This is a genomic window from Arthrobacter sp. NPDC080031 (assembly GCF_040702485.1).
Lineage (GTDB): Bacteria > Actinomycetota > Actinomycetes > Actinomycetales > Micrococcaceae > Arthrobacter.
Genome location: NZ_JBFBLA010000013.1, coordinates 28,023 through 48,070, shown reverse-complemented (window position 1 = coordinate 48,070; position 20,048 = coordinate 28,023). Strand labels below are relative to the sequence as shown.

The following is a 20,048-nucleotide window of genomic DNA, read 5'->3' as shown; positions in this document are numbered from 1 at the left end:
AGTGCCGGGGTGCGGCGCCGCCATTAGGACACTGCCGTGACGGACAGTTTCCGGAAAACGGCCGTGCCGCCTTCCACGAACACGTCGGTGCCCAGGCTCCCGGGCAGGGGAAACACCAAATCGCTCAGGACGACCCTGCCGTCTTGGGCGAAGACCTCCACGGAGCACCGGTCCACGATCACCCTTAGCTTTAGCACGCCGTCGTCGAGCTCCACCGGCGCCGACTCAGCCGACGCGAACTTGTCGTGGAAGGAGGTGTTTCCGGAGTTGCGGCGATCCAGGGTGAGCCGGCTCGTGGTGGCATCGAAGCTGAGAACCGTTGCGGCGCTCCCGCTCGACGCGCCGAGAAGCCTGAAGGCAATGGTCCGTGCCGTACCGGGCAGGATTTCGGCCTCGATCAGTTGGGCTGATCCGGGCACCGCGTCAGGCAGTCTCACCAGTGAGTCGTGAACTTCCATGTTCTGGAGGGTGCGGGTCGGCTCCCCATAGTCCAACGGCAACACCGGGCGCTGGACCAGGCGCACTAAACCCTCCACCGTCGCGAGCTCGACCTCGCGGGCAAGGGACATCGCGGAGCGCCACGGAGACGTGGGCAAGGAGTTGGCATAGTCCCAGTTGTTCATCCAGCCGATCATGATCCGGCGGTTCTGCGGGGAGTTGCTGAAGGAGACGGCGGCATAGTAGTCCCGTCCCCAGTCGAGCCAGAGACATTTTCTGAGATCCGTGGTCCCATTGGCATCCGTCGGAACGAGTGAATCAAAGTCGGCGGTGAACTGCACCCCATCGAAGTCCCCGACGAAGTACTGCCCTCCCGAGCCGCCGGCAACGGCACCCGGGTTGATATTCACCACCAGGACCCACTTGACGTTGTCCGGGTCTCGGTCGACGGGGAGCGGGAACAGGTCGGGGCATTCCCATTCGCCTCCTGTCGCGTTTGCCGGGCCGAAGGTGCTCAGGTATTCCCAGTTTTTGAGGTTGGCCGAGCGGTACAGCACAACCTGCTGATGCTGGGCCTCCACCGCCACCATGACCCAGCAGGAACCGGCGGGTCCTTCATGGCGGAACACCTTGGGATCCCGGAAATGGGCCGAGCCGCGGCCAAGCACCGGGTTGCCTGCGTATTTGCTCCAGGTCATGCCGGCGTCCGTGGAGAACGCGAGAGACTGCGCTTGTGTCCCTTGGTGCGCCGAGCCTTCCTTGAAGGCGCTCGTGTAGATGGCCACCAAAGCCGGATTTTCCACCGTGCCGAATCCCGATGTATTGCCCTCGTCCACCACGATGCTGCCTGAAAAGACGTCTTCTTCCTCGTCGCAGGCGATGGCAACGGGGTGTTCGGTCCAGTGCAGGAGGTCGGTAGAGGTGGCATGTCCCCAGGACATGTTGCCCCAGATGTTGTCGAAGGGGTTGTTTTGGTAGAAGAGGTGGTAGACGCCCTGGTGCCACACGAGCCCGTTGGGGTCGTTCAGCCATGTGTCCTTGGCTGTGTAGTGAAGTACCGGCCGGATGGTGGGGCCGTTGTCTTCGCCGCGGCCACCGGCAAGGTGTGTTGTCGTTTCAGTCATCGGAGTTCTCTCCGGAATTCTGGGCCAGTTCCAGCGATCGAACAAGTTCTGCCCGTGTAGGCGGGTTCGCTCCGTGCCGCCCGACCGTTATGGCCGCAGCGAGCGAGGAGGCCGTTCCCAGGCGGCTGAGTTTGCCGTAACCGAAATCGTCCTCCGAGTCCTCAATGAGGCCAGCGATAAGCGAGGACATATAGGAGTCGCCTGCGCCGACCGTGTCTTTGACGAGTACCGGCCGTGCCGGCACCTCGATCTCGGCGGCGCTCGAACGCAGATAGGATCCGGATGCGCCGTCCGTGATGACTGCCAGTTCTGTCCCGATATCGAGTAGTCGCCGCGCGACGTCGTGAGGGGACGTGCGGGGATAGAGCCACTGGGCATCGTCCGTGCTCAGCTTCACGACGGTGGCCAGGGCAACTGTGTGTTCGAAGGTCCTGAGTGCTTCAGATTGGCTGTGGAGCAGTGTCGGGCGGATGTTGGGGTCATACGTGATCAAGCAACGGCCGGAGAAGAGTTCCAGCAAGGACAGGACCTGGGTTGCTCCGGGTTCCATGAAGGAGGCAAGGGACCCAGTATGCAGCACCTTCGGGAGGAAAGTGGGGCTGATCTGGGGGAGGTTCCATTCGAAATCGAATTCATACTCTGCGGAACCGCTGCTGTCCAGAAGTGCCCGTGCAGTGGATGTGCGGTCGAGGTGCTCGGCTCCCGGAAGCAGGCGTACCCCCGCGCTGTCCATGTGCCGTTGGATGGTCTTGCTGCGTTCATCCCTGCCCAGCGCCGTGAGAAACGCAGTGCTGACGCCTAGCCGACCGAGTCCGAATGCGACGTTCATACCCGATCCGCCGGGAAATTCGACGGGCCCTGCTGCGGTGTCAATGATGTCCATTATGGCCTCGCCGACGACGACGACATCTGTTTCAGGGCAGGGTGGAACGGGGGAGCTGTGCATTTTTGAAATCCTTGGAAGGTTGGGCGCGTCTTCTACTCGGCGCGCTCGGGGTCAGGTGTTGGCGTGTGCAGGAGAGCCTGGTGCTGCTCTGCTGGAAGCGTCCTCATGTTTTGGGGAGGCGACGGAATCGCGAAGCACGATGGGACAGGGAAGAACCGTCGGGTGAGCGGCGAACAACTGAAGGTCAGTTTTTCCCTCGATGGCGTCGATCAGGTTTTCGGTTGCCCATGCACCCATTTCATAGTGTGGGAGGGCAACAGTGGTCAGGGCGGGGTAGAGGCCTTCCGCAATCAGTTCCTGGTTGTCGAAACCTACGAAGGAAACGTCGTCCGGAATCCTCAGGCCAAGTTCCCCGGCGGCCCGGTACGCGCCCATGGCCATACGGTCGTTGTAGCAGAACACGGCCGTGGGCCGGTTTCGGGGTTTCAGCAGGCGCAGGGCCGCCTGGTGGCCGCCGGACACCTCCGAAGGCTCAGACTGGACCAGTTCTTTATGGAACGGCAGCCCGGCGTCTGCCAGTGTGTCCTTGAAGGCCCTCAGCCTGGAGTGGGTTGCCGGCACGTCATCGGTGTTGTTGAGCATGCCGATCCGGGTGTGCCCGGCGTCGATCAGGGCTTGCACTGCCGACCTTGCGCCGCCCGCTTCGTCGGGGATGACGGACGAAACGGTGTGACCGATATCCTCGGAGTCCACGAGGACTGCCGGCAGTCCGGCCAGGTTCTTGGGGACAACCAGCTTCCGGTGGTACATCGTGGCGTACAGAATGCCGTCCACCTGCCTGTCCAGCAGGTCCGCCACCTGGCTTTCCTTGGAATCCTGTGAGCCGGTGCTGGTGGAGTTGATGATCATGATGCGGTACCCGCGGGACCGCGCCGTTTCCTCGGCCCCGAGGATGATTCTGCCCGCGTGCGGGGTGGTGGCGATTTCCTCGCTGATGAACCCGATCATCCCGGAGCGATGGGTGCGCAGAGCCTGGGCGAGCCGGTTGGGCCCGTACCCGAGACGTTGAGCCGCTTCGTGGACCCTTTCCCTCGTGCGTGCGCCCACCCGGGCGTAGGCAACGTCATTGAGGACATGGGAGACGGTCGTGACAGAAACACCGGCCGCGGCCGCCACATCCTTGATACCGACTGATCTATTTGTCATTGTTCTCCCACATCCTCATTGTTCTGGTACTGATCCTACGTTCGGCCTATTCATTCCGGAGCCGGTGCTTGTTGGAACCCGGGACTTTGCGTCACCGGGCCACAAGTGCATGTGCCGCCTCGGATCCGACCGCCGGTGTAGCCCGAAAGGCGTTGACAGCCCTGTCTGCGATAACTTGGGCGTCACTTCCGGAATCAAGGATCGTATTCCGGGCTGATTCGGGATCGACCATGACGGCCGTAACGGCCAGGACGTCCGAAGCCTCGGTCGTCAACAGGGCGTCCACTTGGGCCGAAAAAGCGGAGTCACCTGACGTGAAGTGAACGTCCATCGCCACCACATGGTTGTTGGAGACGAAGTTGCCACCCCCTGCCATCAGCCGAATGATCACAGGCGTCGCGCCCGGCGGCCGGATGCTCTTTGAATCGATGACCTCGGAGAAATGGTTGCCGACGACAGTGTTGTTTCTGCCGCTGACACAAAGAAGTCCATAGTCGTCGTCCAGCCCGTTGTCTACTCCCAGGAAAGGCGTCCACGGCTCATGGTCACGCAGGAAGTGATTCGTGGCCACGAGGTTCTCCGAACTGTTCGCAGCGAGAACCACCATCCCGGGGTAGAACGAATGCAGACGGTTGTTGGTGACGCTTGAACGCGTGACGCCGACCAGATGGACGCTGCTCGCACCACGGGGGAAGACGTTGTTCGCGGTGATCAAGAGTCCGCCATGGTTCTCGGCGTAGATCGAGTGGCCTTTGAAGCCTGCCCCGATCAAATTGTCGGTGATCTTTGATGCCTGCCCCCACCCGCGCAACTCGATGCAGCTTCCGCATTCAGCGATGAAGTTGTCGTGAATGGAGAGCGCGTCCGCGTGGTAGATGGTGAGGGCATTCTCAAGGTAGACGAAACCCATTTCGTTTATCCGGAATGAGTCGTTGGCGCCCGCGACGTAGATCCCGGTCTTGCCGTTCACGTAGCTGTTCTCCGGATGCATTCCCGAGCCATCGGATTCGAAGTGCAAGCCGTCGATGCAGAAGTTGGAGAACTCCACCGAGCTGATCCGCGGGCTCCCGCTTCGCTCAACGTAGAAGGCGGCTCCCTTGGCTTCCTCCCCGTCTCCGCCGAGGGGAAGGTCATTGAGGATCCGGCTCCCTCCGGGCCACAGCTCGTGCAGGCCGGCCCATTCGTCTTCTGGAACGTTGAACCGGATGCTCGACGACGTGAAGCCGTGTCCGGAGCCTTGGATCCGCAGGAAGCTGACGTCGATCACCACCTGCGTCCGCAGGCGGTAGTCCCCGGGCGGAAGGTAAATCACCGCGCCCGGTTTTCCGCCGTTGTTGGCATCGGTGGCGGTCTGCCGGTTCTTGATGTCGGCGATGATGCTGTTGATTACTTCACCGACGTCTTCGGACGGATTGCCGACGTGCCACGTAGTCACGTCGTAGTAATTGTTGCTTGACATAGGTTTCTTCACTTTGTGTTGTGGTTTCTCAGCCCTTGACGGCGCCGAGGGTCATGCCTGCGACGATTTTGCGCTGCAGGAGGAGAGTGAGAAGGATGACGGGGATCGAGTAGACAGCCGCGAGGGCTGTCATGGATCCCCAGTCCAGTCCGAACTGGGTCTGGAAGTTTGCAATGACGACGGGGGTGGTCTGGGACCGGACGGCGGTCATGAGCAGGGCGAACAGGAATTCGTTCCAGGACGCGAGGAAGGCGAAGATCGCGGTAACTGCGATGCCTCCGGAGACGACCGGGATGACTACCCGCCATAGGGCTCCGAGCCGGCTGCAGCCATCCACTGTCGCGGCTTCCTCCAGATCCTGTGGCACGGCTTCGAAGAAGCTTGACATGAGCCAGATGGATAGCGGAAGGGAGATCGTGGTGTGCGCTATGGACAGGGCAATCGGGGTGTCCGCGAGACCCACGGAGGCCATCATGGACGCGAGCGGGATGCCGATGGCCACCGGCGGGACCATGCGGGTGACCAGCGCGGCCATGATGAACACTCGGCCGCTTCGGGTCTTGTAGCGTGTGATGCCGTAGGCGGCCGGGACCGCGAGGACCAGGGACAACAAGGTGCTGATGACAGCGGTCTGGATGCTGTTGATGAACGACGCCGGCACGCCGCCGCGGCCCAGCGCATTGACGTAGTTATCGAGCGTCCATTCTTTGGGCAGGATGGTCGGCGGAACGGCAATCGTGTCGATCGGCGTCTTGAAGGACGTGAACAGCAGGTACAGGAACGGGAAGCCGTAGATGACGAGGGAGGCTGCGAGCAGGATCCACAGAATGGTCCTTGTGCTGCGCTTGCCGGCTTCGAGTCCTTCACGATTGACGCCGCGGCGCCTGCGGCCCTCGCGGGTCCGTGGAGGTTCCGGGCTGGTCTGCGGCGCAGGGATGGTTGGACTTTCCATAGTGCTCATCAGGTGTCCTTTCCTGGCCGCCAGATCGTGGTGACGGCGACGAAGGCTATGGCGAGCATGGCCAGCAGGTAGATGGTGCCCATTGCGCTTGCGAGACCGGGGTCGCCGAAGCGGATCATGGTCTGGTAGATGAGCAGGCTCATGGTTTGGGAAGCGGACTGTGGTCCGCCGTTGGTCTGGATGAGGATGGTGTCGAAGGCCCTTGCTGCGTCGATGCCGCGGACCACCAGCGCGACGGCGATGACCGGCCGGAGCAGCGGGAGGATGATGCGAAACAGCAGGGACGGTGCACGGGCGCCGTCGAGCCTGGCCGCTTCAATGAGGTCTCCGGGGATGTTCTGCAGACCGGCGAACAAAACCAGGCACATGAACGAGGTCGTGAGCCAAATGTCCGGGATAGCGACGGAGAACAGGACGATGTCCGGGTTCGACAGCCAGCCGATCTGGTTTGGATTCTGCAGGATGCCTGCCTGGTTCAGCAGGGTGCCGAGCAAGCCGAAGTTGTCGATCATGAGGAACTTCCACAGCAGGCCGGCCACGATCGGAGCAATCATCAGCGGGTACAGGAACATGGTCCGCCAGACCTGGGATTTCCGGCCCAACGTGGTGAACAGGAGGGCCATGCCCAGGCCCAGGGCGAACTCAAGGGTCACCACCATCAGGGTGTAGGCGAGGGTCCGCCATCCAGCCCCGATAAAGGCATCGGATGTGAAGGCGCGGACGTAGTTGTCCAAGCCCACGAAGTCACGGGGTCCCCCGACGATCGGGGAGATCTTGAAGAAGCTGTCCGTTACCAACCGGAACAGCGGGTAAGCAACAAAGACTGCGAGGAACAACGCCGCCGGGGTCATCAGGTAGAGGGCGAAGCGGCGATCAGGGATGCGCACGGGATTCTCTTCCGCTGGTTGGGGCCGCGGCCGGCAACGCCATGGGCTGCTGCCGGCCGCGGAGTCTTACTTGAGGAGGGCTTGGATCTTGGACTTGGCGTCCGCCAGCAAGGTCGTGCTGTCTCCGCCGGCGACCGCCTTCTGGAGCATTGGAACCAGCACGGTGTCGACGATTTGCTGCCACTTTGCCGTCGCCGGACGGGTCGCCGTCGCGGGAGCGTTAAGTGTTTCGATCAGCGGCTTGAAACTCTCGTAACCGGGCTGGTCCTGGTACTTCTGGAAGGCGGAGACTCGTGCTGCCAGGCCAAGGCTTGACTGGACGGCCAGGTCATTGTGGTCGAAGGCGCACTTGACGAACTTCTTGGCAGCGTCTGTGTTCTTGGTTGCCTTCGGTACTGAGAGGTACCAGGGGCCGGGAACACCGGCAACACCTGCGGACCCGCCGATCATCGGGGCTGTTCCGACTTTGCCGTAGACGGGGGAGTCCTTGGGGATCTGCCGGTAGGCATGGGCCCAGAACTGGGTCATGGCCGTCTTGCCCTGGTTGAAGAGGTTCTGGGCGGCAGCCCAGTCGACCTGGGCCGCACCGGCCGGGGCGTCCTTGACGAGACTGGTGTAGAAATCCAGCGCTTGTTTGTGGGCCGCATTGTCAATGACTACGTTGTTGTTGCTATCCAGGACCATGGGCGATCCCGCCTGCAGCACATGGGCGAGATACTCGGTCTCAACGCCGCCCTTGACGTCCGTGCCGTACATGCCGTCTTTGGTGAAGAAGGCGGAGATGTCCTGGTATTGCTGCCAGGTCTTCGGCGCGGCGAGGTCGTAGCCGTACTTGGCCTTGAAGTCGGCCTTGTTCTTGGCGTCCTCAAAGAGGTCTTTGCGGTAGAGGACTATCTCGGCGTTGGTCCACGCCGGCATGCCAATGAAGTGGCCATCGACGTTGGCTTCCTTGACCAGTGCGGGGAAGATATCCTTCTTCGCCTCGTCGGTGAAGAGCTCATCGATGGGCTGCAGGGCGTCCTTGAAACTGGGCAGCCACACGGAGTCCAAGGCAGCAACATCGAAGGAGACAGTGCCCGAAGAGAACTCGCTGGAGAGACGGTTGAAAAGGCCGTCGTAGGGGAGTTCAACGAAGTTGACGTTGATCCCGCTGTCCTTCTTGCACTGGTCGGCAATCGGCTGCAGTTCTGCATGGCCGCCGGCCTCCACGAGGACGTTGATGGAGCTGCCCGCGGCGCCCCCGGACGTCGCCGGGCCTCCTGCGCCGCATGCGGTCGCGGCCAGGATCACAGCGGTTGAAAGGCTACCGATGGCGGCGAGCCTGGAGATTGTTTTTCGAGAGGACATCGCTGTCGACTCCCTTTCTCGGGAATGGAATACGAAGACTGGATGAGGATTGAAAAACCGTTTTGCCAAAACGACTTGGCAACAGACTATGCCGGGAGGGCAGAGGGTGTCAAGGGTCACAGATCATTGGTGGACGCGTTGGATGTGTGCCAAAAACTTCAGTCCGAATTTTGGCGTTGACAGCCGGTGTGCCGTGCTCCTAGTGTCATCTCTCGTTAGCCCAAACGGTTTGGCACCTCAGTTGTGACATTGGTCCAATGTGGGACATTCACCGTTTTCCGGGAACTAGAGCGTGATGCCGCCGAAGCAGATGACAAGGATAGCCAAGTCTTCGGCAGGCCAACCCGGTAGTGCCTGATTCTGAACAGCAGCAGTCTTATCCATACAAAGGAGACCCCGTGGTACCTGGCAAGAATCTAGACAATGCGAATCCAAGCCGCCGCCGGCTGATCGGCGCGGGAGCCGCCGGAACCCTGGCGGCTGCCTTGACCCTCGGGACAATGCAGAACGCCAATGCGGCCGAGGGCCAGCAAGGTACCCCCCTCAATTCGCCCAACACGTACGACGTAACCACATGGAGGATCAAGGCACGCCCGGACGTCACCGCGCAGTCCGACATCGGGGCGGTCATCAACGACATCATCGCCGACATCAAGCAACGGCAGACGTCACCGGACGCGCGTCCCGGAGCCGCGATCATTATCCCCCCGGGCGACTACGACCTGCACACCCAGGTCCTCGTCGACATAAGCTACCTGACAATCGCAGGCTTCGGGCATGGCTTCTTCTCCCGAAGCATCCTCGACAACTCGAACCCGGCTGGATGGCAGAACCTCCAACCCGGAGCAAGCCACATCCGCGTCCTGACCTCTCCGAGCGCGCCCCAGGCATTCCTCGTCCGCCGGACAGGGGATCCCCGTCTTTCAGGAATCGTGTTCCGGGACTTCTGCCTCGACGGGGTCGGTTTCACCCCCGACAAGAACAGCTACCACAACGGCAAGACCGGAATCGAAGTCGCCTCCGACAACGACTCCTTCCACATCACCGGGATGGGATTCGTCTACCTCGAACATGCCCTGATCGTGCGCGGCGCGGACGCGCTCCGCGTCAACGACAACATGATCGCCGAATGCGGCAACTGCGTCGAGCTCACCGGGGCCGGCCAGGCCACAATTGTCAGTGGAAATCACATGGGCGCCGGCCCTGACGGGGTCACACTCCTCGCCGAGAACCACGAGGGCCTCCTCGTCACGGGCAACAACCTCTTCCCCCGCGGCCGTAGCCTCATCGAACTCACCGGCTGCAACCGGTCCTCAGTCTCCTCGAACAGGCTCCAGGGCTTTTACCCTGGCATGCTCCGCCTGCTGAACGGCTGCAAGGAAAACCTCATCACGGCCAACCACATCCGCCGGACCAACGAGGGGTACCCGCCGTTCATCGGCCGCGGCAACGGCCTGGATGATCTCTACGGCGTCGTCCACGTCGCAGGAGACAACAACCTCATCTCGGACAACCTCTTCGCCTACAACGTCCCGCCCGGCAACATCGCCCCCGCCGGCGCCCAGCCGACCCAGATCCTGATCGCCGGCGGGGACGCCAACGTGGTGGCGCTCAACCACGTGGTCAGCGACGTCGCTTCCCAGCACGTCGTTCTGGACGCATCCACCACTCACTCGAAAGTGCTCGACAGCGGTACCGCCTCCCAGATCACCTCGTACAGCACGGACACCGCTATCCGGCCGACCCCCTGACAGGCGGAGAGCAGCTTCTCGGATATACCGAACGCGCCAGGGCATTTCTTTTGGGGCCTGGACCAATCGGTGGTATCGCGGGGAGCCTCAGCGGTCCTTGAGAGGCTCCCCGATCAATTCGAGCTGCCGGTTGCTCCAGTCGTGGAAGTAGGGGGCGGCGCCGTGATGGTGCTTGTTGTTGTACTCCTGGGCAAAACCGAGTGCACCTTCGAGCCCGGGGAAGACCCGGTCTTTGGTGTGATCAGCACATTTGACGAGGTAACCGAGCCCCTTAAAGCCGTAGCACTGGGTTACATAAGCGGGTCGAGCCAAAATGTCCCCCTTGGTGTCGATCCGCCCTCCGACGGGGCCCGCTTAGATGGTTCCATCGCCGGAATCCTGATCCACCTCAGTCACTGGTGATTTGATCCATGTGACGACCACACTCACCCCGCCGTCCTCGTCCCGTTCGGTCTCGATTTCAATCTCGGAAGCCGACGCCCCCATATCGAGAAGTTTCTCCCGGTAGGAGGCCACCAAGGCGTTCAGGCTCTCTTCTGTCCACTCACCGGGACGCATCCTGGTGGATATTTCAACCGGGTCTGGCTGGTAGAGCGTCACGCCGTGCCTCCCGGGATCTCCTTGCCGCAGGCTCTTCCCCGACGGATGTTCCGCAGAGGCCCCCCGCTCGGGGTCGGGCCCTGTTTGGATTCAGAAGCATCGATGGAGCGCATCGTTCTCTCCTGCTCTCACTGACGACTTACTGCCAAGAAAATGTAAGCATGCTTACTATTCGGGTTTAGTCAATATCGTAAAACAAAAACGGGCCGGGAGCGAGGGAGGTTGAGGGCAGGCTTGGATTGGCTGCTGGAGGCGTAGGGAAGACTGGGCTGTCGCGGGCAAGAGGGTTGCCCTCCGGCGCCGGTCTAACCGCGGTGCGGGGAGCCCAGTTCGACGGGTTCTTCGTCGCTGAGGTACGCGGCCTCGGAGTGGGCGGTGATGTCTATGCCGCGTAGTTCATCGGCTTCGTGGATGCGCAAGCCCATCGTGACGTTGAGGACCTTGGCGATGACCCAAGTGACGATGAAGGAATAGCCGAGCACGGCCGCTGTCGCCACGGTCTGGATGCCGAGCAGGCCGAACCCGCCGCCGTAGAACAGCCCGTTCACCTTGTTCGGTGCCGCGGCAGTGGCGAAGAAGCCGATCAACAGGGTTCCGAGGATGCCGCCGACCAGGTGCACACCGACGACGTCGAGTGAGTCGTCGAAGCCCAGGCGGAACTTGAGTTCGATGGCCAGGGAGCAGACGGCACCGGCGATCACCCCGATGGCGAGAGCGCCGAGGGGGCTGACAGCTCCGCACGCGGGAGTGATGGCGACGAGGGCCGAGATCAGGCCGGATGCGGCGCCCATGCTGCTGGCGCTGCCCAGCCTGATACGTTCCACGAGTGCCCAGGCCAGGAGTCCGGCGCAGGCGGCGACGGCGGTGTTCAGGAACACCACGGACGCGGACTGGCCGGCGGTGAGGGCCGATCCTGCGTTGAAGCCGAACCAGCCAGCCCACAGGAGTCCTGCGCCGACCAGGACGAGCGGCCGGCTGTGGGGTTTGGTGTGTTCGCTCTTGGGCCAGCCTGCGCTGCGTCCGAGGACGAGGGCGAGGGCGAGGGCGGCGATTCCGGCGTTCATGTGGACAGCTGTTCCGCCGGCGAAGTCGATGGCCTTGAGGTTGTTGACGATCCATCCGCCGGTCACGGCGCCGTCGGCAGAAGTGAACGCGAATACCCAGTGGGCGAGGGGAAAGTAGACCAGGGTTGCCCAAAGCGCGGCGAAGGTCATCCACGCACCGAATTTCATTCGTCCGGCCGCCGCCCCGGCGATGATCGCCGTCGTGATTCCGGCAAAGAACAGCTGGAAGGAGGCGAACAGTGCCGCAGGTATGGGCGCGTTCGGGTCCTCGGCGAGCAATTGCTCCATCCCGAAGTACTCGGCGATGTTGCCGATGAGGCCGGCACCGCCGACCGAGTTGCCGAAGACCATCGAGTAGCCGAACACGGCCCAAAGCACCGCGACGATGCTCATTCCGCCAAAGCACATCATCATCATGTTCAGGATCCTGCGCGAACCGACCATGCCGCCGTAGAACAGGGCAAGGCCGGGGATCATGATGCACAGCAAGGCGCCTGCGGCGAGGATCCAGGCGGTATCTCCAGAATTCATGGGGCTCCAATCAGGAAAGGGGAGGCTGACGGCCGTTGACGCAGGAGGCGTCGCTCAATGTGACCGTGGGATGAAACCATGATTCATGACAGTGAACGACCGCAGGTTTCGCTCACGTTAAGTTCCCGTTGCATTCGCCGCCTAATCGTGACATGTGGATTTAACACTTCGGGAGCGCGCCTGTAACATCATTTTGACTACTGTGGTTCAACAGCGTTTCCCCTTAGGTAACACCAATTGAACAGGACAGTTCCGATGACCAGTGTCGCAACCCCTGAAGTACCAACCGTGCAATCGGTGCCGGCCGAGGCCGGAGAGATTTCCCTCGCGGACATCGCCAAGACGCACAACGTGCGGTTCCTGCTGGCGACGTTCGTGGACATGACCGGCAAACCGTGCGCCAAGCTGGTTCCGGTCGAAGCCGCGGACGAGCTCGAGGCCGGCGCCATGGGATTTGCCGGGTACGCGGCCGGGCTGATCGGCCAGAAGCCGCAGGACTCCGATCTCATCGCAGTGCCCGATCTCACCTCGTTTACGCCCGTGCCGTTCATCAAGGAGGGCCTGGCGATCATCCACTGCGACCCGCACGTGGACGGCGCCCCTTGGCCCTTCGCCCCGCGGGTGATCCTGAAAAACACGCTCGCACGGCTGGCGGAGAAGGGCATGCAGGCCAAGGTGGGGGCCGAAGTCGAGTATTTCCTCGTCACCAAGAACCCGACGGCTCCCTCAGCACTGCCGACGCCAATGACGACTCGCCCCGCCCTTGCTATGACGCCCGCGGCGTCACCCGCATGTACGAGCACCTGACCTCCATCTCGGAGGCGATGAACGGCCTGGGTTGGGGCAACTACGCCAACGACCACGAGGACGCCGCCGGACAGTTTGAGCAGAACTTCAATTATGCCGACGCACTCACCACGGCGGACCGCGTGGTCACCCTGCGCTACATCCTGAACATCCTCGCCGAACAGCGCGGCATGACCGCGACGTTCATGCCCAAGCCGTTCACCGACCGCACCGGCACCGGCCTGCACTTCCACCTGTCCCTATGGTCAGGCGCGGAGGCACTGTTCCCGGGGGACGACGACGGTGCGGACGACGGCGGCAGGGGACTCGGTCTCTCCGACCTCGCCTATTCGTTCATCGGGGGCATCCTGGAACATGCGCCGGCCCTTCAGGCGTTCCTCGCCCCGACGGTCAACTCCTACAAGCGGTCGGGCGCCACCACCAGCTCCTCCGGCGCCACCTGGTCACCGCGCAAGGCCTCGTTCGGGGGCAATGACCGCACCCACATGATCCGTGTTCCGGACAACAAGCGGATCGAACTGCGTTCCGGGGACGGCTCCGCCAACCCGTACCTGGCCATCGCCACGGCCATCGAAGCAGGACTCGACGGCGTCACGAAGGGAACCGACCCCGGCGCACCGTCCGGACCGGGCGAATCACAACCGGACGCCCACCTGCTCCCGGCGACCCTCCTGCACGCCGTCGAGGCGCTGCGCCGCGACCCGGTGATGCTTTCCAGCCTGAGCGGCGACGAGACGATCGGCAGCTACTACGCCGATGCCAAGGAAGAAGAGTTCCTGGCCTGGCACAACCAGGTCAGCGACTGGGAAATCCGAACCTATTTGACCTCGATCTGACAGACCCCACTAGCAAAAGGACACACGATGTGCGGAATTGCCGCGCTGCAGCTGCGCAACCCCTCGCTGCACCCACAGATGGGCAGCCTCCTGTTCTCCATGATGTGCCAGATCGTGGACCGCGGACCGGACTCCGCCGGCCTGGCCGTCTACGACACTCCCGGCCTCGTCTCCAAGGGCACTTCCACGCTCAGCCTGCTGGGCAAGGACCAGGGCCTGCCGATCGGCGACATCACGGAAGCTCTGGAAAACCTGCTGGCGCGGTCCGCCGCACCGTCCGTCAGGGTGGTGGGGGACACCACCCTGGTGAGCGCCGCCGTCGGGACTGACCTTCTGGTGAAGGCCGTCAGCGAAACCCTCCCCGGTTCCACCATCATCGGCCGCGGCGAACACGTCGCCGTGATGAAAAGCGTGGGCCACCCCATGAAGATCGCCGCCGAACACGGACTCGAGGCCATGGCCGGAAGCCAGGGCCTGTCCCACACCCGCATGGCCACCGAATCCGCCGTCACCGCAGGCGGGTCCCACCCGTTCTCCGTGGCGGACGACCTGTGCCTGGTCCACAACGGATCCTTCTCCAACCACGCCACCATCCGGCGGGAGCTCAAACGCGAAGGAGCCGTCTTCGATTCGGACAACGACACCGAAGTGGGGGCCCGCTACATCGCCTCACGCCTGCAGCAGGGCGATGACCTGGAAACGGCCCTCATCAACCTCGGCAAGGTCTTCGACGGCTTTTACACCCTGGTGGTCACCACCGCCGACAGCATGGCAGTGGTCCGGGACCCGATCGCCTGCAAGCCAGCCATCATCGCCGAAACCGACGACTATGTCGCGATGGCCTCCGAATACCGCGCGCTTGCAGCCCTGCCCGGCATCGAGACAGCCCGCATCTTTGAACCGGAACCCGGAAAGGTCTACACATGGTCACTCTGACAGCCCCCGAAACAGCAGCACCCGCAACAACGATCGATCTCGCGGAATCCGCCGTCCGGGGCCTCAACCAAGTCCTGCACGACGCGACGGACGGCCAATCCTTCGTCGTCGAACGCCCCGGCGGCAAGCACAGCCTCGCCGTCGGAATCAACGCCGACATTTCCGTCACAGTAGATGGCCATGCGGGCTACTACGCCGCCGGAATGCACCAAACAGGCACCGTGACCATCAACGGCAACGCCGGCGTCGGACTCGCAGAGAACATCATGTCCGGAAAAGTGCACGTGAAAGGTGACGCGTCCCAGTCGGCCGCAGCCACCGGACACGGCGGACTCGTGGTGATCGACGGCAACGCCGGGGCCCGCTGCGGGATCTCCATGAAGGGCGTGGACATCGTGGTCGGCGGGAACATCGGCCACATGTCGGCGTTCATGGCGCAGGCCGGCCGGCTCGTGGTCTGCGGGGACGCCGGGGATGCGCTGGGCGACTCCATCTACGAAGCCCGTCTCTACGTGAAGGGAACCGTGGCGTCCCTGGGTGCGGACTGCATCGAAAAGCCGATGGAAGCCGAACACCTTGAGGAACTCGAAGGGCTGCTCAGCGCGGCGGGCCGGACCGACAACCCTGCGGACTTCAAACGCTACGGCTCGGCACGAAACCTCTACCACTTCAGCGTCCACAACTCGGCCTCGTACTAAAGGACACTCCCATGACCATCACCTCACGGCCGCAGGACACCGTCCTCCCGGCCCAAAGCACCCCCGCCCGGCACACGGAAGAGCTTGGCCTGCGCGAATCCGCCACCTTCGACCGCGCGACCATCGCCGACATCCAGCGCGCCGCCGCCACCGGCGTCTACGACATCCGCGGCTGGGGTGCCAAACGCAAGGTCCCGCACTTCGATGACCTGCTCTTCCTCGGCGCTTCCATGTCCCGTTACCCGCTGGAGGGCTACCGCGAAAAGTGCGACACCGACGTCGTCCTCGGCGACCGCCACGCGAGCAAACCGCTGCACCTGCAGACCCCGGTGACCATCGCCGGGATGAGCTTCGGCGCGCTGTCGGCGAACGCCAAGGAAGCGCTGGGCCGCGGGGCCAGCGAGGTGGGAACCTCCACCACAACGGGCGACGGCGGCATGACGCCCGAGGAGCGCGGCCAGTCCAAGCACCTCGTGTACCAGTACCTGCCCTCCCGCTACGGCATGAACCCGGACGACCTGCGCAAAGCCGACGCGATCGAAATCGTGCTCGGCCAGGGCGCCAAACCCGGCGGCGGCGGCATGCTCCTGGGCCAGAAGATCACCGAGCGAGTCGCCGGGATGCGCACCCTGCCCGTCGGCATCGACCAGCGCTCCGCCAGCCGCCACCCCGACTGGACCGGACCCGACGACCTCGAAATCAAGATCGGCGAACTGCGCGAAATTACCGACTGGAAGACCCCCATCTACGTCAAGATCGGCGCATCCCGGCCCTACTACGACACCGCCCTGGCGGTGAAGGCCGGAGCCGACGTCGTGGTTGTTGACGGAATGCAGGGCGGAACCGCCGCCACCCAACAGGTCTTCATCGAAAACGTCGGCATCCCCACCCTGGCCGCCATCCCGCAAGCAGTCCAGGCCCTGCAGGAACTGGGCATGCACCGCAAAGTCCAACTCATCGTTTCCGGAGGCATCCGCACCGGCGCCGACGTCGCCAAGGCCATGGCCCTCGGAGCCGACGCCGTCGCGATCGGCACCGCCGCGCTGATTGCGCTGGGGGACAACGACCCCCGCTACGCTGCCGAATACGCGGCCCTGGGCTCGGCAGCCGGGTTCTACGACGACTTCCAGGACGGACGCGACCCCGCCGGCATCACTACCCAGGACCCCGAACTCTCCTCGAGGCTGGACCCCGTTGCCGGCGGGCGGCGCCTGGCCAACTACCTGCGCGTCCTGACGATGGAAGCCCAGACGATCGCCCGGGCCTGCGGAAAATCCCACCTGCACAACCTCGAACCCGAGGACCTCGTGGCCCTCACCGTCGAAGCCTCCGCCATGGCACGCGTTCCCCTGGCCGGCACCAACTGGATCCCCGGAGCGAAGTAGTGCCGGAGTCCGCTGAATATGTCGTGGTCGGCGCCGGGCTGGCCGGCGCCGCCACGGCGTGGCAGCTGGCCGCCCGCGGCCACGACGTCACGATCCTCGAACGCACGCGCCCGGCCAGCCACGACGGCAGCTCCCACGGATCCGCCCGGATCTTCCGCTACGCCTACCCGGACGCGTTCTATACCCGGGCTGTCATCGAGTCCAAGGCCTTGTGGGATGAACTGGACCGGGCAAGCGGGCTGGAACTGATCACGCCTTTCGGGGCGGTGGACTACGGTTCCGGGCGGCAACCGGAACACCTCGCGGGCATCCTCGCCGCGACAGGCGTCGAGCACGAACTCCTCAGCGCAACCGAGGCAAGAGCACGCTGGCCGCACATCGCCTTTGATACCGCCGTGCTCTGGCACCCCGGTGCCGGAGTGATCGACGCCGAGAGTGCAGTCAACGCCATGATCGGACAGGCAGTGAAGCACGGCGCCCGGCTGCTGACCGGCTGGAACGTATCGCGCGTGGACAAGCGGGGATCCGGCTACCGTCTGGTTGCCGACGGCTGGGAGACGCTCGACGCCGGCAACGTCGTCATCAGCGCCGGCGGCTGGTTGCCGTCGTTGCTGGGACAGTTGCCGCTTCCGCCGGGGTTCCTTACCGGCCTGCCGGAGTTCACCGTCCGGCAGGAGCAGGCCTACCTTTTCCGCTACCTTTCCGACGGCGGTCCATGGCCCACGTTCATCCATAAGGGCCCGGACATCCAGACCTACGGGCTGCCCGGAGGCCGGGATGCCGGCTTCGCCGGGCAGAAGGTCGCCGAATACAACGGCGGAAAATTCATCCCCTCGGCCGCTGCCCAAACCGGCCTGGTGGACCCGGATAACCGACGGCGCGTGGTGGACTACGTGGAAAGATACCTACCCGGCCTCGACCCCGAGCCGTACGCAGAAACGACCTGCCTGTTCACCAATACCCCCAATGAGGACTTCGTCATCGACCGGACCGGCGGCCTCACTATCGTGTCCCCCTGTTCGGGGCATGGTGCGAAATTCGCCCCGCTGATCGGGCAATGGGCGGCCGACATGGCCACCGGGACCGGCGATATCCCGGCGCGCTTCCGGCAAGCCACCGCGCGGATCATCAACCAACCTTCCTACAGAAACGGACCCAGTACGTGACCCCTTTGGCGACCAAACCGGCAAGCGACACCGTCACCGGGCTCATGCGGGACATCTCCAGCGTCGGGACGGACCCGCGCCGCGGCGGATATTCCCGTCCGGTCTTCTCCCACGCAGAAACCGAGCTGCGCAGCTGGTTCATCGAGCAGGCCGGCAGGCGCGGACTCGATATCATCACTGACAACAACGGGATCGTCTGGGCTTGGTGGGACACCGCGACCCGAATCCGCAAGGACGCCGTCGTCACGGGCAGCCATCTGGACTCCGTACCCGGCGGCGGCGAGTACGACGGACCCCTGGGCGTCGCCTCGGCCCTCGTCGCCGTCGATGTTCTCAAGGCCCGCGGTATCCGTCCGCGCCGCCCCCTGGCGATCGCGGTCTTCCCGGAAGAGGAAGGCTCCCGATTCGGCGTCGCCTGTCTGGGCTCCCGGCTGCTTACCGGCGCCCTCGACCCTGACAAGGCACGCAACCTCAAAGACGCCGACGGCAACACTTACGCGGATGTGGCGGCGGCCAACGGACAGGACCCCCGGTTTATTGGCGCAGACCCCGAAACCCTCCAACAGCTGGGCATGTTCGTGGAACTGCACGTCGAACAGGGGAGGGGACTGGTCGACCTGGACCAACCGGTGGCCATCGGATCGTCCATCCTGGGCCACGGCCGGTGGAAGCTCTCGGTGAACGGCCAGGGCAACCACGCCGGAACCACCCTGATGAAGGACCGGAGAGATCCGATGATCGCAGCAGCCAAGATCATGATCGGCATCCGCGACACGGCAAGGAATTACCGGGACGCCCGCGCGACCGTGGGCCGCCTGCAGCCCGTTCCCGGAGGCACCAACGTCATTGCCTCCCGGGTCGACCTGTGGATCGACGTCCGGCACCCACGCGATGAAGTCACGGCAGCGCTCGTCGAATCCATCCACCTCAACGCGCATGTCATCGCCGCAGAGGAAAACTGCACTGTGACCTTCGGCGTTGAATCGCTCAGCCCCACGGTGCACTTCGACACCGGCCTGCGGGCCCAGCTCCAGAAGCTGCTCCGGGATGCACCTGTCCTGGACACGGGCGCAGGCCACGACGCCGGAGTGCTCGCAGGCCACCTCCCCACCGCGATGCTGTTCGTCAGGAACCCGAGCGGGATCTCGCATTCTCCCGAGGAACTGGTAGAGGACCACGATGCCGAGGCAGGTGCCTTGGCACTTGCCGATGCGCTGGGCGGATTGCTGGGCGAAGCCAGGAACCTGGGCTAGAACGGGCACCTGGGCTAGAACGGGCGGACCCGACTTATGATGGCTGAATGAGCAGCCCCTCAACCAGCCACACGAACCTCGCGCCGGAAACCGAGCGTTCGGCAGGCACCGACGGCACGGACGCACCCGGCAAACTTGAACGCGTCATCGCCGGGCAACTCCGCCGCTACCGCTCGGCCCAGGGACTCTCGGCCGCCGAACTCGCCGCCAGAACCGGCCTCTCCAAGGCGATGATCTCCAAGATCGAGTCGGCCAGTACCTCCTGTTCCCTGACATCGCTGCAGCGTCTGGCGGACGGTCTGAACATCCCCGTCACGGCATTGTTCCGGGGCGCGGACACCGACAGGGATGCCACGTTCACCAGGAACGGTGAAGGCAGCCTGACCGTGCGCAGCGGAACCCAGCACGGGCACGAATACCGCGTCCTGGGGACCCTCAAGGGCCGCACGGACGCTCTCGAGCCCACGCTGGTGACGCTGACGGACGCCTCGGATGTCTTTCCGTTGTTCCAGCACCCCGGCACGGAATTCATCTACATGCTCTCCGGCAAGATGGTCTACGGCCACGGCGCCTACGAGTACACGATGGAGGCCGGGGATTCTCTTCTTCTCGACGGCGAAGGGCCGCATGGTCCGCTGGAGCTGATGGAACTGCCCATCAGGTTCCTGGCCATCTCCGCTAAATAGCGACGCAGCTAAATAGCGACGCTCGGA

Annotated in this window: 19 protein-coding genes; 9 read left to right on the top strand and 10 right to left on the bottom strand. The window is 63.6% G+C overall.

Annotated elements, in window-relative coordinates; translation table 11 throughout:
- Positions 1–23: 23 nt before the first annotated feature.
- The 7 genes from AB0323_RS12675 to AB0323_RS12645 form a co-directional block, all read right to left on the bottom strand.
- Entirely contained in the window at positions 24–1,562 is a 1,539-nt protein-coding gene (locus AB0323_RS12675) for a glycoside hydrolase family 32 protein (RefSeq protein WP_366177634.1), read from the bottom strand.
- Positions 1,555–2,508: a carbohydrate kinase gene (locus tag AB0323_RS12670; RefSeq protein WP_366177633.1), complete on the bottom strand. Its 954-nt coding sequence runs from the start codon at positions 2,506–2,508 to the stop codon at positions 1,555–1,557. The genes AB0323_RS12675 and AB0323_RS12670 overlap by 8 nt, the downstream gene beginning before the upstream one ends.
- Positions 2,509–2,559: 51 nt before the next feature.
- Entirely contained in the window at positions 2,560–3,654 is a 1,095-nt protein-coding gene (locus AB0323_RS12665; RefSeq protein WP_366177632.1) for a LacI family DNA-binding transcriptional regulator, read from the bottom strand.
- A 91-nt stretch (positions 3,655–3,745) separates the two neighbouring features.
- Positions 3,746–5,113 carry a right-handed parallel beta-helix repeat-containing protein gene (locus tag AB0323_RS12660; protein WP_366177631.1) on the bottom strand — a complete coding sequence of 456 codons (1,368 nt, stop codon included), beginning with the start codon at positions 5,111–5,113 and terminating at the stop codon, positions 3,746–3,748.
- Positions 5,114–5,141: 28 nt separating this feature from the next.
- Positions 5,142–6,074 (bottom strand): carbohydrate ABC transporter permease, encoded by a 933-nt coding sequence (locus tag AB0323_RS12655; protein ID WP_366177630.1) that lies wholly within the window; start codon positions 6,072–6,074, stop codon positions 5,142–5,144.
- Entirely contained in the window at positions 6,074–6,961 is an 888-nt protein-coding gene (locus AB0323_RS12650; RefSeq protein WP_234750643.1) for a sugar ABC transporter permease, read from the bottom strand. Before AB0323_RS12650 ends, AB0323_RS12655 begins: the two co-directional genes overlap by 1 nt.
- Before the next feature lie 66 nt (positions 6,962–7,027).
- Positions 7,028–8,308, bottom strand: coding sequence for a sugar ABC transporter substrate-binding protein (locus AB0323_RS12645; protein WP_364535689.1), 1,281 nt, complete (start codon positions 8,306–8,308; stop codon positions 7,028–7,030).
- A 398-nt stretch (positions 8,309–8,706) separates the two neighbouring features.
- On the opposite strand from AB0323_RS12645, the gene AB0323_RS12640 reads away from it, so the two are divergent.
- On the top strand, positions 8,707–10,059 hold the full coding sequence (locus AB0323_RS12640) for a NosD domain-containing protein (RefSeq protein WP_366177629.1): 1,353 nt from the start codon (positions 8,707–8,709) through the stop codon (positions 10,057–10,059).
- 87 nt (positions 10,060–10,146) lie between these two features.
- Here the strand turns inward: AB0323_RS12640 and AB0323_RS12635 are convergent, their stop codons facing one another.
- From AB0323_RS12635 to AB0323_RS12625, 3 genes are all read right to left on the bottom strand, one after another.
- A complete protein-coding gene (locus AB0323_RS12635) occupies positions 10,147–10,371 on the bottom strand; it encodes a hypothetical protein (protein WP_366177628.1) in 225 nt (74 codons plus the stop codon).
- A gap of 42 nt (positions 10,372–10,413) precedes the next feature.
- Positions 10,414–10,659, bottom strand: a complete 246-nt coding sequence (locus tag AB0323_RS12630) for a hypothetical protein (RefSeq protein WP_366177627.1) — start codon at positions 10,657–10,659, stop codon at positions 10,414–10,416.
- A gap of 305 nt (positions 10,660–10,964) precedes the next feature.
- A complete protein-coding gene (locus AB0323_RS12625) occupies positions 10,965–12,254 on the bottom strand; it encodes an ammonium transporter (RefSeq protein ID WP_366177626.1) in 1,290 nt (429 codons plus the stop codon).
- Between the two features lie 255 nt (positions 12,255–12,509).
- Here AB0323_RS12625 and AB0323_RS12620 point away from each other — a divergent pair, with 255 nt between their 5' ends.
- Genes AB0323_RS12620 through AB0323_RS12585 form a run of 8 tightly spaced genes read left to right on the top strand, consistent with a single transcriptional unit; the run spans position 12,510 to position 20,021 of the window.
- The gene (locus AB0323_RS12620) at positions 12,510–13,061 is read left to right on the top strand and encodes a hypothetical protein (protein WP_366177625.1); all 552 of its coding nucleotides are present in this window, start codon (positions 12,510–12,512) and stop codon (positions 13,059–13,061) included.
- Entirely contained in the window at positions 13,046–13,897 is an 852-nt protein-coding gene (locus AB0323_RS12615) for a hypothetical protein (RefSeq protein WP_366177624.1), read from the top strand. The genes AB0323_RS12620 and AB0323_RS12615 overlap by 16 nt, the downstream gene beginning before the upstream one ends.
- A gap of 27 nt (positions 13,898–13,924) precedes the next feature.
- A complete protein-coding gene (locus AB0323_RS12610; protein WP_366177623.1) occupies positions 13,925–14,833 on the top strand; it encodes a glutamine amidotransferase in 909 nt (302 codons plus the stop codon).
- Complete coding sequence (locus AB0323_RS12605) at positions 14,821–15,531, top strand: protein glxC (RefSeq protein WP_366177622.1); 711 nt, start codon at positions 14,821–14,823, stop codon at positions 15,529–15,531. Before AB0323_RS12610 ends, AB0323_RS12605 begins: the two co-directional genes overlap by 13 nt.
- An 11-nt stretch (positions 15,532–15,542) precedes the next feature.
- Positions 15,543–16,916 carry an FMN-binding glutamate synthase family protein gene (locus AB0323_RS12600; RefSeq protein WP_366177621.1) on the top strand — a complete coding sequence of 458 codons (1,374 nt, stop codon included), beginning with the start codon at positions 15,543–15,545 and terminating at the stop codon, positions 16,914–16,916.
- On the top strand, positions 16,916–18,082 hold the full coding sequence (locus AB0323_RS12595) for an FAD-dependent oxidoreductase (protein ID WP_366177620.1): 1,167 nt from the start codon (positions 16,916–16,918) through the stop codon (positions 18,080–18,082). The genes AB0323_RS12600 and AB0323_RS12595 overlap by 1 nt, the downstream gene beginning before the upstream one ends.
- On the top strand, positions 18,079–19,335 hold the full coding sequence (locus AB0323_RS12590) for an allantoate amidohydrolase (protein WP_366177619.1): 1,257 nt from the start codon (positions 18,079–18,081) through the stop codon (positions 19,333–19,335). The genes AB0323_RS12595 and AB0323_RS12590 overlap by 4 nt, the downstream gene beginning before the upstream one ends.
- Positions 19,336–19,382: 47 nt before the next feature.
- A complete protein-coding gene (locus AB0323_RS12585; RefSeq protein ID WP_364535720.1) occupies positions 19,383–20,021 on the top strand; it encodes an XRE family transcriptional regulator in 639 nt (212 codons plus the stop codon).
- Positions 20,022–20,048 lie beyond the last annotated feature (27 nt).